Origin of the sequence: Rhizobium sp. NFR07 (assembly GCF_900111905.1) — a bacterium.
Lineage (GTDB): Bacteria > Pseudomonadota > Alphaproteobacteria > Rhizobiales > Rhizobiaceae > Neorhizobium.
The window spans coordinates 35,419-51,042 of record NZ_FOKM01000002.1 but is presented as its reverse complement, the minus strand read 5'-3'; the positions used below and the strand labels follow the sequence as shown (position 1 = coordinate 51,042).

Below are 15,624 nucleotides of genomic sequence, written 5' to 3'. Positions count from 1 at the left end.
CATGGCCTCATCATCCGAATCCCAGTTCGTCACCTTCAGCCTCGGCGAGGAACTCTTCGCCGTGCCGGTCGAGGTGGTGCGTGAAATCCTCGACCACGAGGATGCCTTCAGGATCCCGCACGGGCCGGACTATCTGCTCGGGCTGCGCGACGTGCGCGGACAGGGCGTGCCGATCATCGATCTGAGGATCCGGCTCGGTATGAGCGCCACGGTCAGGACGCCGCATACGCGCATGCTCGTGCTTGACGTGCCGATCGCCGACAAGGTGCTCGCGCTCGGCCTCGTCGCCGACCGGGTCTACGAGGTCGTGCCATTCGCCAGGGATCAGATCGAGAGCGCGCCGGATATCGGCATCCGCTGGCGATCGGACTATATCGCCGGCGTCGTGCGTCGGGATGGCGGCTTCGTCGTCATCATCGACCTCGCGCGGCTGTTCTCCGATGCGGGCCCGGCGCTTGCCGGCGTCGCGCCTTCGGCGCAGGTGGCATGACGGCAGCATCGTGAGCATAGCAGCAAAGACCCAATCGCTGGACGACCGGCTCAGCAAGCGCAATTTCGATGCGCTCGCCAAATTCATCTATAGCTACAGCGGCATCAAGATGCCGCTGAACAAGGCGACCATGCTCGAAGGCCGGCTGCGCCGCCGCCTCAGGGTCACCGGCATTTCTTCCTTCGACGCCTATTGCGACTATCTATTCAATCACGGGGGGATCGAAAGCGAAACGATCTACCTCATCGACGTCGTCACCACCAACAAGACCGACTTCTTCCGCGAGCCGAAGCATTTCGAATACATGCGCGATCACGCGCTGCCGGAGATCTTCCAGAACTTTTCCGAACGCCGCCTGCGCGTCTGGAGCTCGGCCTGCTCGACGGGCGCCGAGCCCTATACGCTCGCCATGGTCTTGTCGGACTATATGAAGTCCCAGGCACCGGACCGGGACTATTTCGTGCTCGCGACCGACCTTTCGACCGACGTGCTGCAAAAGGCGCAGAAGGGTATCTACGCCTCCGAACTGATGGCGCCGGTGCCGGCCGACGTGATGCGCCGCTACGTCATGCAGCCGGCCAACAAGCATCGCAGCGAAATGCGGATTACCCCGAAACTGCGTCAGAAGGTGGGCTTTGCCCGCCTCAACCTGATGGATGCGAGCTACCCGGTCGGCGATCCGATGCACATTATCTTCTGCCGCAATGTGCTGATCTATTTCGACAAGCCGACGCAGCAGCAGGTTCTGTCGAGGCTTTGCGACTGCCTGATGCCGGGCGGTTACCTGTTCATCGGCCATTCGGAGACCGTGACCGGGTTCGACCTGCCGATAAGGCAGGTGGCCAACACGGTGTTCAAGCGGGTTTAGACTTAGATATGGGTGAGAAAATCCGGGTCCTGATCATCGACGATTCCGCCAGCGTCAGGCAGACGCTGGCGGCCGTGCTGTCGGAAGATCCCGATATCGAGATCATGGGCGTCGCCAACGATCCGTTCATGGCCGCGCGCAAGATCCGCGAGGAGATACCCGACGTCATCACGCTCGATGTGGAAATGCCGCAGATGGACGGCATCACCTTCCTGCGCAAGCTGATGGCCCAGCATCCGATCCCGGTCGTGATGTGTTCGTCGCTGACCGAATCCGGCTCCGAAACATTGATGCAGGCGCTGGAGGCCGGCGCCGTCGACATCATCCTGAAACCGCGGATCGGCGCCGCCGATCATCTCGCCGAACATGCCGAGCAGATCCGCACCGCGGTCAAGGGCGCCGCCCGCGCCCGCGTCTCGAAGCTGCGCCCCGGCCGGATCACCGAACGCGGCGTGCAGGGCAAGCTGACTGCCGATGCCGTCCTGCCTCCGCCGAGGATAGGCGCCATGGCGAAGACGACCGAAATGGTCGTCTGTGTCGGCGCCTCCACCGGCGGCACCGAGGCATTGCGGGAACTGCTCGAAGCCCTCCCGACCAATTCACCCGGCATGGTCATTGTCCAGCACATGCCGGAAAGATTCACCGCCGCCTTCGCAAACCGCCTGAACGGGCTTTGCGAGATCGAGGTCAAGGAAGCGCAGGACGGCGATCCGGTGCTGCGCGGTCATGTGCTGATCGCGCCGGGCGACAGGCATATGCTGCTGGAACGCAAGGGCGCCCGCTACGAGGTCTCGATCCGGCAAGGCCCGTTGGTCAGCCGGCACCGGCCGTCCGTCGATGTCCTGTTCCGCTCCGCAGCACGCTCCGCCGGAGCCAATGCAATGGGCGTGATCATGACCGGCATGGGTGACGACGGGGCCCGCGGCATGAACGAGATGCACCAGGCCGGCGCCTTCACGGTGGCGCAGGACGAGGCAAGCTCGGTCGTCTTCGGCATGCCGAAGGAGGCGATCGCCCATGGCGGCGTCGACCGCGTCGTGCCGCTCGACCAGATCGCGCGCGAGATTCTGGCGGCTGATCGGCGGCGGTAACGGCCGAAAAAACTCAGGTATCGCCCGTCGGCTCACGGCATTTGCGTGATACTGCCGCTGCCCTTGACCTGCGAGCGCCGCATCGCGGGATTGCCGAACAATGCGACATCACCGCTTCCCGAGATCGAAACGTCGGCATCGACCTGAGCGGTCAGCGTGGCGTCACCGCTGCCGCGAATGTCCACCTTTACCGATTTTGCGATGAGATCCCTCAGCTGCGCCTCGCCGGAGCCGGAGATGCCGAGATCCACCGTGTCGGCCGATCCCGTGGCTTCCACATCACCGCTGCCCTTGATGATCACCTGAAGTTTTGGCTGGCTGATTTGCGACAGCGTGAGATCGCCGCTGCCGCGTATCTCCCATCGGGCGATCGGCGGGCCTGAAAGCGTGATCTCAAGCCGAGAGGCAAACCAGCCGGGATCGCAATCCAGGCTCAGTTCGCCGGCTTCGAACCTGACATGATCGAGAAGTGCTGAATCTCCTCTGACCACGGCCTCCGCCCTATCGCCCGGTTGATACCGGACCGAAGCCGGCAGCCGGATCGCCAGACTGTCGCTTGCTGCAAAGGGCAGAGTGATCTCGCTTCGCGTCGAGGCCGCCTGGGTACAGGTCGATTGTCCCACACCCCACAAACGCGCCGTATCGGTCCAGCTCGACCCGGCGAGCGCCGTTCCGAGCATCAGGAAAACAGCCGAGCCGATCAGGCCCGTCGTCGCAACAAATGCCAATTTCCGGGTCATTTCGATACCTCCGAGAAATATATCGAATTCTCACGCGCCGTGCCGGTCGGGTTGGGCCACACGGAAATGCAAGCGGGCATAGTGGCCGAACATACGGATGCCGGCGCTCACTCCCATCAGAAGCAGCGCGCCGCCTCCGACAAAGCCGCTCAGAAGTCCGGCGCCGATGAACAGCCGCGCCAGAAGGTCCGTCATCGCTCCGCCTGGATCGAAGAACACTGCCACGAACAGGATCTTCAACCCGACAGCGCCAATCGCCACCAACACGATGCCGAGAGCCAAGGCCAGCACCATCGCCACGATCAGCAATGGCAGAAACAGCATGAGATCGACGATCGCCAGCCCTGTTAGCGCCATCGTCGCGCCGATCAGATTGGACAGGCTCCAATGGGTTTCGAAACGTCGCAGCCCTATGTCGGCGCGCAGTTCCCGCGCAATCCTCGCCGGGTCTCCCAGAGCCGCAGCAACCTCCGCTTCGCTGCGGCCATCCGCATTGGATTCGGCGAAATGGGCGGCGTAGTCGGCCATGATCTCCTCGACCTCATCGGGCGAAAGACCGGCAAGCCCCTGTCTGAGCCTGCGCATGAATGCATCCTTGCTCATCCTATATCCTTCAGAAGGGTATCGACGGCGGTGGCAAAGGAGCGCCAGTCGCTACGATGTGCTTCGAACACCGTCTGCCCAAGCGGCGTCAGCCGGTAATATTTGCGGGGCGGCCCGCTGCTCGATTCGACAAGACGGGTGGCCACGAGACCGTCATTCTGCATGCGACGCATCAGCGGGTAGATCGTGCCCTCGCCCATTCCGACGGCCGCGACCAGAGTGCTGGCAATTTCATAACTGTAGCTTTCCCCCCGCGACAGCACCGCCAGGACACAGAGATCGAGCGCGCCTTTTCTCAACTGAACTTGTATCGAGTCGGCCATTCAATTCCCCGCGTTTATAGACTACATATAACACGCTACCTGTTAATGCAAGGTAGTGGATCGACACGCCAGGAAGCTGCTTGGCTTCGGATAGCTGCATCTATGGTCTGGGCGGCGAAAGAGCCGCTTTCATGAAAATTTCAACGCTAAGCTTGGCAGACATGTTTTCTGAACGAAGCTGAGGCAAGGACAGGTTTCGCCACCTTTTTTCACCCGCCATTAACCATGTTTGCCGACAATGAAGCGGCGCATCATGAGGGTGCGGTCGGAGCCATCATAAGGCTCGCAGCCGAACAGGTTCTCTCAGTATGCCAGTCATTACTTTCGCCAACACCAAGGGCGGCGCCGGCAAGACGACGGCCGTGCTGCTGCTCGCCACCGAGCTTGCGCAGCAGGGCTATCGCGTTACCGTGCTCGACGCCGATCCGCAGCGCTGGATTTCCCGCTGGCATATGATCTCGCCGGCCGTACCGCGGCTGAACGTCATTTCCTACGTGACCCAGTCCTCGATCGACCGGCATATCAACAACAACCGCTACACAACCGACTATTTCATCGTCGACCTGCCCGGCGCGCAGAGCCCGCTTCTGGCCAAGGCGATCGGCCTGTCCGACCATGTGCTGATCCCGATCCAGGGCTGCGCCATGGATGCCCAGGGCGGCGCCAACGTTCTGGAACTGCTGCGCTTCCTGGATGAGAAGGGCGGCATCAAGGTGCCCCATTCCGTCGTGCTGACCCGCGTCAATTCGATGGTCACCACCCGTGCGCTCTTAACGGTCAAGATGCTGCTTCTGGAACGCGGCGTCGAGGTGCTCGGCACTCCCATCATCGAGCGCGCCGCCTTCCGCGACATCTTCGATCTCGGCGGCACGCTGCACATGATGGACGAGACCCGCGTCAGCAATCTCGACAAGGCCCGCCAGAACGCCCGCGCGTTTGCGCTGGAAATGCTGCGCCATGTGCCGCTTACCGGCACCATGCCGATCTCGGCATCCGGCGCAGCACCGGCGGCAACCGCCGGAAGCTGGCGCGCCGCCTGAGACGATCCCACTTTTTCCCATTCGAGCCCTGCCGCTCGGCTTGCCGCCGTCGGCGGGGCTGATCTTTTATGACCTGCTGACATAGATACTGTCCGCAGGCAGTTGCGCGAACAAGACAAGGCATTACAACAGAAGCAGAATCCGGGGAGGAAGCATGCGCCAGATCCTGAACGAGGTGGAGAGACGCCGCGCCGAAGCACGGCTGGGTGGCGGCACGAGACGCATCGACGCGCAGCATGCCAAGGGTAAGCTGACCGCCCGCGAGCGGATCGAGGTCCTGCTCGACGAAGGCTCGTTCGAAGAGTTCGACATGTATGTAACCCACCGGGCGGTGGATTTCGGCATGGCGGAACAGAAGGTTGCCGGCGACGGCGTCGTCACCGGCTGGGGCACGATCAACGGCCGTCAGGTATACGTCTTTTCCCAGGATTTCACCGTGCTCGGCGGCTCGCTGTCGGAAACCCACGCGCAGAAAATCTGCAAGATCATGGATATGGCGGTGAAGGTCGGGGCTCCCGTCATCGGCCTCAACGATTCCGGCGGCGCGCGCATCCAGGAAGGCGTCGCCTCGCTTGCCGGTTATGCCGAAGTGTTCCGCCGCAATGCCGAGGCTTCCGGCGTCATCCCGCAGATTTCCGTCATCATGGGGCCCTGCGCCGGTGGCGCCGTCTATTCGCCGGCCATGACCGACTTCATCTTCATGGTGCGCGACACATCCTACATGTTCGTCACCGGGCCGGACGTGGTGAAGACGGTCACCAACGAGATCGTCACCGCCGAAGAACTCGGCGGCGCCCGCACCCATACGCAGAAGTCGTCTGTCGCCGATGCCGCATTCGAAAACGACATCGAGGCGCTGGAGGCCGTACGCCAGCTGTTCGATTTCCTGCCGCTCAACAATCGCGACAAGGTGCCGAGCCGGCCGTTCCACGACGATCCCGCCCGCGTCGAGGACAAGCTCGACACGCTGATCCCCGACAGCGCGACAAAGCCCTATGACATGAAGGAGCTGATCACGGCGATTGCCGACGAAGGCGATTTCTTCGAAATCCAGGAAGCCTTCGCCCGGAACATCATCACCGGCTATATCCGCATCGAAGGCCAGACGGTGGGCGTCGTCGCCAACCAGCCGATGGTGCTCGCCGGCTGCCTCGATATCGATTCATCGCGCAAGGCCGCGCGTTTCGTCCGCTTCTGCGACGCCTTCTCGATCCCGATCCTGACACTGGTCGACGTCCCGGGCTTCCTGCCGGGCACCGCGCAGGAGTATGGCGGAGTCATCAAGCATGGCGCCAAGCTTCTCTTCGCCTATTCCGAAGCTACGGTGCCGATGGTGACGTTGATCACGCGAAAAGCCTATGGCGGCGCTTATGACGTGATGGCGTCTAAACATATCGGCGCCGACATCAACTATGCCTGGCCGACGGCGGAGATCGCCGTGATGGGCGCCAAGGGGGCGACCGAAATCCTCTACCGCTCGGAACTTGGTGATCCCGACAGGATCGCCGCACGGACCAAGGAATACGAGGAACGTTTCGCCAATCCCTTCGTCGCCGCCGAACGCGGCTTCATCGACGAGGTGATCATGCCGCACTCCTCGCGCCGCCGCATCGCTCGCGCCTTCGCATCGCTGAAGAACAAGCAGGTGACGACCCACTGGAAGAAGCACGATACGATACCGTTGTAATAATCTTCTCCCAAAGCTGTAATCTTTGTGAAATTCGTCTGTAGCAGCCGACCCCCGGTTTCCTATATTCCTCTGACGCGCGCCGCCTCCCGGCGCATGCCTTTCCATGACGCGTTGAGCAAGGATCCGATTTCATGACCGACAAATCCCCCGCCGACAATTTTCCTGCAGGCTACGAACCGGGCAAGGCGTGGACCTGGGACAAGGGCAATGGCGGCGAGTTCGCCGGCATCAACCGGCCGATCGCCGGCCCGACCCACGAGAAGGAACTGCCGGTCGGCAAGCATCCGCTGCAGCTCTATTCGCTGGGCACTCCGAACGGCGTGAAGGTCACCATCATGCTGGAGGAGCTGCTCGCGGCCGGTCATTCCGATGCGGAATATGATGCGTGGCTGATCAATATCGGCCAGGGAGACCAGTTCGGCTCCGGCTTTGTCGGCGTCAACCCGAATTCGAAGATCCCGGCGCTTCTGGACCATGCGCCCAAGGATGGCGGCAAGCCGCTGCGGGTGTTCGAATCCGCTTCGATCCTCATGTATCTGGCAGAAAAATTCGGCGCCTTCCTGCCGACCGAATTGCGCGCCCGCACGGAAGCAATGAACTGGCTGTTCTGGCAGATGGGCTCGGCGCCCTTCCTCGGCGGCGGCTTCGGCCATTTCTATGCCTATGCGCCGATGAAGATCAAATACGCGATCGACCGCTATGCGATGGAGACGAAGCGCCAGCTCGACGTGCTCGACCGGCATCTCGCCGAGAACCAGTTCATGGCCGGCAAGGAATACACCGTCGCCGATATGGCGATCTGGCCTTGGTACGGCAATCTGGCCATGGGCCAGGCCTATGGCGATGCCGGTGACTTCCTCGAAGTTCAGGGCTACAAGAACCTGCAGCGCTGGACGGCGGAGATCTTCGCTCGCCCGGCGGTGAAGCGCGGCCGCATGGTCAACCGTCGTTCCGGCGAGCTTTCTGAACAGCTCCACGAGCGGCATGACGCCTCTGATTTTGACACCAAGACGGCCGACAAGGTCGCGACAGCCTAAGGACCAAGACGATGGCAAACCTGCCTGAAATGACCAAACATCGGGGTTTTCCGGGCGGTATGCCAAGCACAGGCATTCAGTTCACCATCCGTCGCGCCAATCCGAAGGGCGTGACGCCAGTAAAAGCCCTGCCGCGCAAGGCGCGGCCGGGCACGAAGGAACACCGCATCGACGCGGCCTTCATGCACGCGCTCTGGCATCATTTCGGCACCGAACCCTTCGAGCGCGGCAATCTCGATGCGGCGCGCCTCAGCCTGCTGTTCGGCCGCGAAGTGCTTCCCGTCGACAAGGATTTCGATCCGATGTCCTACGAGGCAATGCTTGTCATCAACGAAAAGCTGGCGCGGCAGAACTTTCCGGAGAGCTTCGAGAACTTTTTCGAGGTCTAAACATATAGACAGCGCAGGAGGAGACGTTCGGGGAGAGGGGCGTGCCGACATTGCTTTTATGGAAAGGCCATCGCTTCCTCTTCTACTCGAAGGAAATTGGAGAGCCGCCTCACATCCATATCCTCAAGGATGGGAAGCAGCTCAAAGTCTGGCTGAAGGATTGCGCGGTCGCCAGAAACGCAGGCTTCGCACCCCATGAAGTGAATGCTATCTTGAGGATCGTTGCCGACCACCAAGATCGTTTCGAGGAGGCATGGAATGACCACTTTGGACATTGACGAGCGGCAGTTGAAGATCTCGGATGTAGACGTGACCGCCGATACCATCATCTTCAGCATGGCGGATGGCCGACGCATCGAAGCGCCGCTCTGGTGGTATCCGCGTCTCAATGCAGCCTCTCCGGAACAGCGAGCAAAGTGGGAGATCCTGCCCTTCGGCGATGCCGTGGGTTGGGAGGAAGTCGACGAATATATCAGCGCCAAGGCGCTGATTATCGGCGGCGCGGCACCCGGCGCCGTTCCCCCTGCTGAAGCCGCAGAGTGAACCATGCGGATTCGCGGCCTTTCCCTCCCGATGATCAAGCTGCCCGACCCCGAAGGGTGGCTGAGGCGCTGGGCGGGTAGGAAGAGAGCGCGCGCTGCATTCCTGCACAATTCCCGCAAACCGAGGATGACGCCTGAGGAGGCACGGCGGGACCACTGGCAGATGCTGCGCTTTCTCGGCCTTCATGCCGCGGTCGGCGCGCTGATCGGCACCGCCGCCAGCCTTTCCCTGATCGTGCTCGATATCGGCGGTCTCGGCCGGCTTTTTGCGCGCGCCTCGAACCACGCACTGCCGCTTATCCTGGTGATCGTGCCCTTCGCCTCGCTGTTCGGCGGCGCCGCTGCGGCAACCGCGATCCTTACCCTGCCCTATCAGACGAAATATCGCGACGAAGACGAAGACCGGCCCTGAAACGGGCACCGAGCCGACGACAAAGCCCCATGGGAGGGGAGCCTACATGTTCAAAAAAATCCTGATCGCCAATCGTGGTGAAATCGCCTGCCGCGTCATCAAGACAGCCAGCAAAATGGGCATCGCCACGGTCGCGGTCTATTCGGATGCCGATGCCAATGCGCTGCATGTGAAAATGGCCGACGAGGCCGTGCATATCGGCCCGGCACCATCGAACCAGTCCTATATCGTCATCGACAATATCCTCGAGGCGATCCGTAAAACGGGTGCCGATGCCGTCCATCCCGGCTACGGTTTCCTGTCGGAAAACCCAGCCTTTGCCGCCGCACTTGAAAAGGCCGGCGTCGCCTTCATCGGCCCGCCGGTAAGGGCCATCGAGGCGATGGGCGACAAGATCACCTCGAAGAAGATTGCGGCAGAAGCCGGCGTCTCCACCGTGCCCGGCCATATGGACCTGATCGAGGATGCCGACGAGGCGGTGAAGATCGCTTCTTCGATCGGCTACCCGGTGATGATCAAGGCATCGGCCGGCGGCGGCGGCAAGGGCATGCGGATCGCCTGGAACGATCAGGAAGCGCGCGAGGGGTTCCAGTCGTCGAAGAACGAGGCGAAGGCATCCTTCGGCGACGACCGCATCTTCATCGAGAAATTCGTCACCCAGCCACGGCATATCGAGATCCAGGTGCTAGGCGACCGGCACGGCACCACGCTCTATCTCGGCGAGCGCGAATGCTCGATCCAGCGGCGAAACCAGAAGGTCATCGAGGAAGCCCCCTCCCCCTTCCTCGACGAGGCCACCCGCAAGGCCATGGGTGAACAGGCAGTCGCCCTCTCCAGGGCGGTCGGCTATTTCTCCGCCGGCACGGTGGAATTCATCGTTGATGGCGACCGCAATTTCTACTTCCTCGAGATGAACACCCGGCTGCAGGTGGAGCATCCGGTCACCGAACTCATCACCGGCGTCGATCTCGTCGAGCAGATGATCCGCATTGCTGCCGGCGAAAAGCTTTCCTTCGGCCAGGACGACGTGACGCTGACCGGGTGGGCGATCGAAAGCCGGCTCTATGCCGAGGATCCCTATCGCAATTTTCTGCCGTCGATCGGGCGGCTCACGCGTTATCGCCCGCCGGTGGAGGGTCTGCAGGAGAGCGGTGCCATCCTGCGCAACGATACCGGCGTCTTCGAAGGCGGCGAGATCTCGATGTATTACGATCCGATGATCGCCAAACTCTGCAGCTGGGCGGAGGACCGCACCGCTGCCATCGACGCGATGGGCGAGGCGCTGGATGCCTTCGAGGTGGAAGGCATCGGCCATAACCTGCCCTTCCTGTCGGCCGTCATGGCACAGGAGCGCTTTCGTTCGGGCAAGCTGACCACCGCCTATATCGCCGAGGAATTCCCGGAAGGCTTTGCAGGCGTGACACCGGATGCCACGGATGCACGCAGACTCGGAGCGATCGCCGTGCTGATCAATCAGTCCCTGGAAGAACGCGCCACCTGGATTTCCGGCACGCTGTCCAGGCGCCGCCGCACCGTCGGCAAGGACTGGATCGCCACGCTTTCAGCCGCCAGCTCCTCGTTCGAGGAGGAGATCACGGTCGGTACGGCCGCGGACGGCGACTTTGTCCGTTTTGCCGATGGCGAAAAGCTCACCGTCGCGAGCGGCTGGCTTCCGGGCCAGAGGCTGGCGGAATTCCATGTCGGCGGCGACGTCATGATGGTGAAGGTCGATCGCATCGGATCGGCGATCCGGCTGCGCTGGCGCGGCATGGATGTGACGGCCCGCGTGCGTTCTCCGCGTATCGCCGAGCTTGCCCGACTGATGCCGGTGAAGCTGCCGCCCGATACGTCGAAAATGCTGCTCTGCCCCATGCCCGGCGTCGTCACCGCAATCTCGGTGAAGGCAGGCGAACGGGTCGAGGCGGGCCAGACGCTTGCCACGGTCGAGGCGATGAAGATGGAAAACGTGCTGAAGGCCGAGCGCCACGGCGTGGTCAAGCGCGTCTCGGCCGAAGCGGGCCAGAGCCTCGCGGTGGACGAGCTGATCCTGGAGTTCGAATAGCCGAGGCGCAGCATCCCGTCCGGCAGGGCGGATGAGGAGCACTTTTACGAGCGTCGACATCTGCCCCTCATCTCCTCGCTGGCGCTCCGGATCTTCTCCCCGCAAGCGGGACGAAGAGGCAAGCCGCACCACCCTGCCCCGCTCATCGCCCCCTATCAAAAGAATCATGCTATCCGTCTCGCCGATCGCTGCTATCGGACCCGTATGGAAACCTCGCTCTATCTCCCCGTCAAACAGTTCCTCGAGGCCGCCGGCTATTCGGTCAAGGGCGAGATCGGCGGCTGCGATATGCTCGGCTTGAGCGACGGCGATCCGACGGTCATGGTCGTCTGCGAGCTGAAGCTCACATTCAATCTGGAACTGATCCTGCAGGCCGTCGATCGCGCCGCAGCCGCCGACGAGGTCTGGATCGCCGCCCGCGTTTCGGCCAAAGGCCGAGGCCGCGAAGCCGACAGGCGCTACCGCGATCTCTGCCGCCGGCTCGGCATCGGCATGCTCGGCGTTTCCGATGGCGGCGAGGTCAGCATTCTGGTCAGTTCCGTCTCCCCGATGCCGCGCACCAATCCGAAGCGGCGCACGCGACTGATCAAGGAGCACCGCAAGCGCCAAGGCGATCCGGCGCTCGGCGGCTCCACCAAGGTGCCGATCATGACCGCCTATCGCCAGCAGGCACTTGCCTGCGCCGCGGCGCTCGTCGACGGACCCTTGAGGCCGCGCGATCTCAAGGCGATCACGCCAAAGGCCGGCCAGATGCTGCGCGATAATTACTACGGCTGGTTCGAAAAGATCGACAAGGGCGTCTATGGCCTTAGCGAGAGCGGGATAAAGGCGGTGGAAATGCTGGCGGCAATTGGTGAAACCGTGTGCGAAGGTTGAGCGGGCCTCGTCAGCGCTTCAATCGTTTCAGCATGCGTTTATAGTGGTCCTGCCCGCCGAAGAAGACGGCGACGACACGCAAAGTCTCGGACATCTCGTCGAGCTGAAAGTAAAATACGGCACGGTTCTTCGTCACATGGCGCAATCCCGGCAACATCTTGGGCTCTCGGCTTCCCTGATGGGGGGCGATCGCCAATGATTCCATGTCGTCTTCGACGGTAGCGATTCGTCGTATCGCGCGATCGAATGCATCGGTGACAGGATCACCGAGTGCGACATAGGAATCGACGAAATGCCTGAAGATCAAGTTCAGATCACGGTCGCAATCTTCGGAGCGTATGACCTTATAGGCCATAAATTTTTCTGTTCGCCTCGATCATGGATTGAACGCGACGGCGACTTTCCTCCATCGTAACGAACTCCCCGTCCATCCGCTCGTTGAGCAAGGCCACCAGCGCTTCACGGTCGCCTTCGGACCATTGCGTCTCTTGGCGGACAAGGTCCAGACCGTGCTGAACCACGTCGCTGAGGCTGTCGTAATGCCCGTCCTCGACCAGCTTTCTGGCAAAGGCATCCTGCTGGTCGGTAATCGAGATGGACGCTTTCACGGACATGGACCGCTCCTTTTGCCATGTGAGATTACTACCGACTGAAGCACGTTTCAATTTCGCAAAAAATTTCGCCTTCCATCGTCCTCGTCCCGAAATCTCTGCCTACACTGTGCCCGTCCCGTCGCGGATACACCGGAAGGCGTTCCGGCGAGGCGGGGCCGGCATCGGTGGTGAAGGGACGACGTGAACCGTCATCATCGGGGTCCGTTGAGAGAATGGTTGCCCTCCGACGACCGGGAGGCGCGGGATGAAAGTCGGACCGACATCCCGCATCACTTCCCTGATGGAGCGTCGGGCGTGCCTGTGAGGCACACAGGGTGGCGGGATGGCGCCATGGGGCGTTCGCGGATGTCTTCGGACATTCGGCAACCATGGCGCAGGTGGATGACGTGGCCCAAGGTCGTCATGGCCCGGGTCGGGTTCCGTAAAAGGGCGTGCATGACACTCTCTCATGAGACACGCCCCCGTGCCCACTGTCCCGTCCATCGCAGAGCAACCGGAGTTCACGGATAGAAACTGCCGAACGGGGCGCTGAGAGGTGTCACATAAACTAACTTTTACGAGGCAGCTTTCAGCGCCCCGTCCGCGTTCTATATTCATCACCACGGTGCCGATGGCGCGCGTGAACGAAACCGCATGTTCAGGAGGAAATCGGTGTCGGACAAAAGCTCTAAGGCCAATAGACAGGACTGGGAAACGCTTGCGGAAAAGGAACTGAAGGCCTCGCCCGAAACGCTGACCTGGCACACGGCCGAGGGCATCGACGTCAAGCCGCTCTATACGGCGCAGGATCTCGAAGGTATCGACCATCTCGATACGATGCCGGGCATCAAGCCATATGTGCGCGGTCCCCGCGCAACCATGTATGCCGGACGCCCGTGGACGATCCGCCAATATGCGGGCTTCTCGACGGCGCAGGAATCTAACGCCTTCTACCGCCGCAATCTCGCCGCCGGCCAGAAGGGGCTTTCCGTTGCCTTCGACCTCGCCACCCATCGCGGCTACGATAGCGACCATCCGCGCGTCGAAGGCGATGTCGGCAAGGCCGGCGTGGCGATCGATAGTGTCGAGGACATGAAGATCCTGTTCGACGGCATTCCGCTGAAGGATATGTCCGTCTCGATGACGATGAACGGCGCGGTCATTCCGATCCTCGCCTCCTTCATCGTCGCCGGCGAGGAGCAGGGCTGTTCGAAAGCCGAGCTTTCCGGGACCATCCAGAACGATATCCTGAAGGAGTTCATGGTCCGCAACACCTATATCTACCCGCCGGAACCCTCGATGCGGATCGTTGCCGACATCATCGAATATACGGCAAAGGAAATGCCGCGCTTCAACTCGATCTCGATCTCCGGCTATCACATGCAGGAGGCCGGCGCGACGCTGGTGCAGGAGCTCGCCTTCACGCTTGCCGACGGCCGCGAATATGTGCGCGCCGCGCTCGCCAAGGGCCTGAATGTCGACGATTTCGCCGGGCGGCTCTCCTTCTTCTTCGCCATCGGCATGAATTTCTTCATGGAGGCGGCGAAGCTGCGCGCTGCCCGCCTGCTCTGGTCGAAGATCATGGAGGAATTCGAGCCGAAGAAGCCGGGCTCGCTGATGCTGCGCACCCATTGCCAGACCTCCGGCGTCTCGCTGCAGGAACAGGACCCGTATAACAACGTCATCCGGACCGCCTACGAGGCGCTGTCGGCCGTGCTCGGCGGCACCCAGTCGCTGCATACCAATGCGCTGGACGAGGCGATGGCGCTGCCAACGGATTTTTCCGCCCGCATCGCCCGCAATACCCAGCTCATCCTGCAGCACGAGACCGGCGTCACCAAGGTCGTCGATCCGCTCGCCGGCTCCTACTATGTCGAGAGCCTGACCAACGAGCTGGCGGAAAAGGCCTGGGCACTGATCGAGGAAGTCGAAGGCCTCGGCGGCATGACCAAGGCGGTCGCCGACGGCCTACCGAAAAGGCTGATCGAGGAGGCCGCGACGCTGCGCCAGGCCAAGGTCGACCGCTCCGAAGAAATCATCGTCGGCGTCAACAAGTTCCGGCTGGAAAACGAGGACGATATCGACATCCTCGCCATCGACAACACTGCGGTGCGCAACGGCCAGATCAAGCGGTTGGAAGAGGTGCGCCGCCAGCGCGATCCGCAGCGGGTGAAAGAGACGCTGGCCGTGCTCGAGGAAGCGGCTGAAAGCGGCGAAGGCAACCTGCTGGAGATAGCCGTCGAAGCCGCCCGTGCCCGCGCCACCGTCGGCGAGATCTCCGATGCCATGCGCCAGGCCTTCGGCAACTATGCCGCAGAGCCGGAAGTGGTGGGCGATGTCTATGGTCCCGCCTATGAGGACGACCCGGAATACAGGACAATCGTGAGCCGGCTATCCGACTACGGCAAATCGTCCGGCAAGGGGACACCGAAAATCCTCGTCGCCAAGCTTGGCCAGGACGGCCATGACCGCGGTGCCAAGGTGATCGCGTCCGCATTCGGCGATATCGGCTTCGAGGTTCTGGCCGGACCGTTGTTCCAGACACCGGAAGAGGCGGCCACTTTGGCGATCGAGAAAAAGGTGCAGGTGGTCGGCATGTCGTCGCTTGCCGCCGGCCACCGGACGCTTGCGCCGCAGCTGGTCGAGGCCCTGAGGGCCAAGGGGGCGGAGAACGTCATCGTCGTGGTCGGCGGCGTCATCCCGCGGCAGGACTATGAGTATCTGCTCCAAAACGGCGTCGCCGCCGTGTTCGGCCCCGGCACCAACGTTCTCGATGCGGCCAATTCGATCATCGACCTGCTCGAAGGAAAGCGGAGGAATGCGGTCGCTTGACGGTTTTCGGGTCGTCCCGAGCACTCCTCATGGGGT

General features: G+C 62.0%; 18 protein-coding genes. 13 read left to right on the top strand and 5 right to left on the bottom strand.

Going from position 1 to position 15,624, the window contains the following annotated elements:
* Nucleotide 1: 1 nt before the first annotated feature.
* From BM216_RS03815 to BM216_RS03805, 3 genes are read left to right on the top strand one after another with little or no spacing between them, the layout of a single operon-like run.
* Nucleotides 2–490, top strand: coding sequence for a chemotaxis protein CheW (locus BM216_RS03815; RefSeq protein ID WP_092995282.1), 489 nt, complete (start codon nucleotides 2–4; stop codon nucleotides 488–490).
* A gap of 10 nt (nucleotides 491–500) precedes the next feature.
* A complete protein-coding gene (locus BM216_RS03810; protein WP_244530073.1) occupies nucleotides 501–1,358 on the top strand; it encodes a CheR family methyltransferase in 858 nt (285 codons plus the stop codon).
* Between the two features lie 8 nt (nucleotides 1,359–1,366).
* A complete protein-coding gene (locus BM216_RS03805; protein WP_092995276.1) occupies nucleotides 1,367–2,449 on the top strand; it encodes a protein-glutamate methylesterase/protein-glutamine glutaminase in 1,083 nt (360 codons plus the stop codon).
* 32 nt (nucleotides 2,450–2,481) lie between these two features.
* On the opposite strand, the gene BM216_RS03800 is transcribed toward BM216_RS03805, so the two are convergent.
* Genes BM216_RS03800 through BM216_RS03790 form a run of 3 tightly spaced genes read right to left on the bottom strand, consistent with a single transcriptional unit; the run spans nucleotide 2,482 to nucleotide 4,115 of the window.
* Nucleotides 2,482–3,189 carry a head GIN domain-containing protein gene (locus BM216_RS03800; protein WP_092995272.1) on the bottom strand — a complete coding sequence of 236 codons (708 nt, stop codon included), beginning with the start codon at nucleotides 3,187–3,189 and terminating at the stop codon, nucleotides 2,482–2,484.
* A gap of 30 nt (nucleotides 3,190–3,219) precedes the next feature.
* Nucleotides 3,220–3,792: a DUF1700 domain-containing protein gene (locus BM216_RS03795; protein WP_092995269.1), complete on the bottom strand. Its 573-nt coding sequence runs from the start codon at nucleotides 3,790–3,792 to the stop codon at nucleotides 3,220–3,222.
* A complete protein-coding gene (locus BM216_RS03790) occupies nucleotides 3,789–4,115 on the bottom strand; it encodes a PadR family transcriptional regulator (protein WP_092995266.1) in 327 nt (108 codons plus the stop codon). Before BM216_RS03790 ends, BM216_RS03795 begins: the two co-directional genes overlap by 4 nt.
* Nucleotides 4,116–4,423: 308 nt before the next feature.
* Between BM216_RS03790 and BM216_RS03785 the strand changes: the two genes are divergently transcribed.
* The 9 genes from BM216_RS03785 (at nucleotide 4,424) to BM216_RS03745 (ending at nucleotide 12,163) form a co-directional block, all read left to right on the top strand.
* A complete protein-coding gene (locus BM216_RS03785; RefSeq protein ID WP_092995263.1) occupies nucleotides 4,424–5,155 on the top strand; it encodes a ParA family protein in 732 nt (243 codons plus the stop codon).
* A gap of 154 nt (nucleotides 5,156–5,309) precedes the next feature.
* On the top strand, nucleotides 5,310–6,842 hold the full coding sequence (locus BM216_RS03780) for an acyl-CoA carboxylase subunit beta (RefSeq protein WP_092995260.1): 1,533 nt from the start codon (nucleotides 5,310–5,312) through the stop codon (nucleotides 6,840–6,842).
* Nucleotides 6,843–6,976: 134 nt separating this feature from the next.
* Complete coding sequence (gene yghU, locus BM216_RS03775) at nucleotides 6,977–7,882, top strand: glutathione-dependent disulfide-bond oxidoreductase (protein WP_092995257.1); 906 nt, start codon at nucleotides 6,977–6,979, stop codon at nucleotides 7,880–7,882.
* Nucleotides 7,883–7,893: 11 nt separating this feature from the next.
* Complete coding sequence (locus BM216_RS03770; protein WP_092995254.1) at nucleotides 7,894–8,271, top strand: hypothetical protein; 378 nt, start codon at nucleotides 7,894–7,896, stop codon at nucleotides 8,269–8,271.
* Between the two features lie 41 nt (nucleotides 8,272–8,312).
* The gene (locus BM216_RS03765) at nucleotides 8,313–8,549 is read left to right on the top strand and encodes a DUF4160 domain-containing protein (RefSeq protein WP_092995252.1); all 237 of its coding nucleotides are present in this window, start codon (nucleotides 8,313–8,315) and stop codon (nucleotides 8,547–8,549) included.
* A complete protein-coding gene (locus BM216_RS03760; protein WP_092995249.1) occupies nucleotides 8,530–8,814 on the top strand; it encodes a DUF2442 domain-containing protein in 285 nt (94 codons plus the stop codon). The genes BM216_RS03765 and BM216_RS03760 overlap by 20 nt, the downstream gene beginning before the upstream one ends.
* Nucleotides 8,815–8,817: 3 nt before the next feature.
* Nucleotides 8,818–9,225 (top strand): hypothetical protein, encoded by a 408-nt coding sequence (locus BM216_RS03755; RefSeq protein WP_244530072.1) that lies wholly within the window; start codon nucleotides 8,818–8,820, stop codon nucleotides 9,223–9,225.
* A gap of 46 nt (nucleotides 9,226–9,271) precedes the next feature.
* The gene (locus BM216_RS03750) at nucleotides 9,272–11,287 is read left to right on the top strand and encodes an acetyl-CoA carboxylase biotin carboxylase subunit (RefSeq protein WP_092995246.1); all 2,016 of its coding nucleotides are present in this window, start codon (nucleotides 9,272–9,274) and stop codon (nucleotides 11,285–11,287) included.
* A 204-nt stretch (nucleotides 11,288–11,491) separates the two neighbouring features.
* Complete coding sequence (locus BM216_RS03745; RefSeq protein WP_092995243.1) at nucleotides 11,492–12,163, top strand: DUF2161 domain-containing phosphodiesterase; 672 nt, start codon at nucleotides 11,492–11,494, stop codon at nucleotides 12,161–12,163.
* A 10-nt stretch (nucleotides 12,164–12,173) separates the two neighbouring features.
* On the opposite strand, the gene BM216_RS03740 is transcribed toward BM216_RS03745, so the two are convergent.
* Together BM216_RS03740 and BM216_RS03735 are read right to left on the bottom strand one after the other, a co-directional pair.
* The gene (locus BM216_RS03740) at nucleotides 12,174–12,518 is read right to left on the bottom strand and encodes a KluB (RefSeq protein ID WP_092995240.1); all 345 of its coding nucleotides are present in this window, start codon (nucleotides 12,516–12,518) and stop codon (nucleotides 12,174–12,176) included.
* Nucleotides 12,508–12,777 (bottom strand): ribbon-helix-helix domain-containing protein, encoded by a 270-nt coding sequence (locus BM216_RS03735; protein ID WP_092995237.1) that lies wholly within the window; start codon nucleotides 12,775–12,777, stop codon nucleotides 12,508–12,510. The genes BM216_RS03740 and BM216_RS03735 overlap by 11 nt, the downstream gene beginning before the upstream one ends.
* A 651-nt stretch (nucleotides 12,778–13,428) precedes the next feature.
* Between BM216_RS03735 and scpA the strand changes: the two genes are divergently transcribed.
* Nucleotides 13,429–15,588: a methylmalonyl-CoA mutase gene (gene scpA, locus BM216_RS03730; protein WP_244530071.1), complete on the top strand. Its 2,160-nt coding sequence runs from the start codon at nucleotides 13,429–13,431 to the stop codon at nucleotides 15,586–15,588.
* Nucleotides 15,589–15,624: the final 36 nt, after the last annotated feature.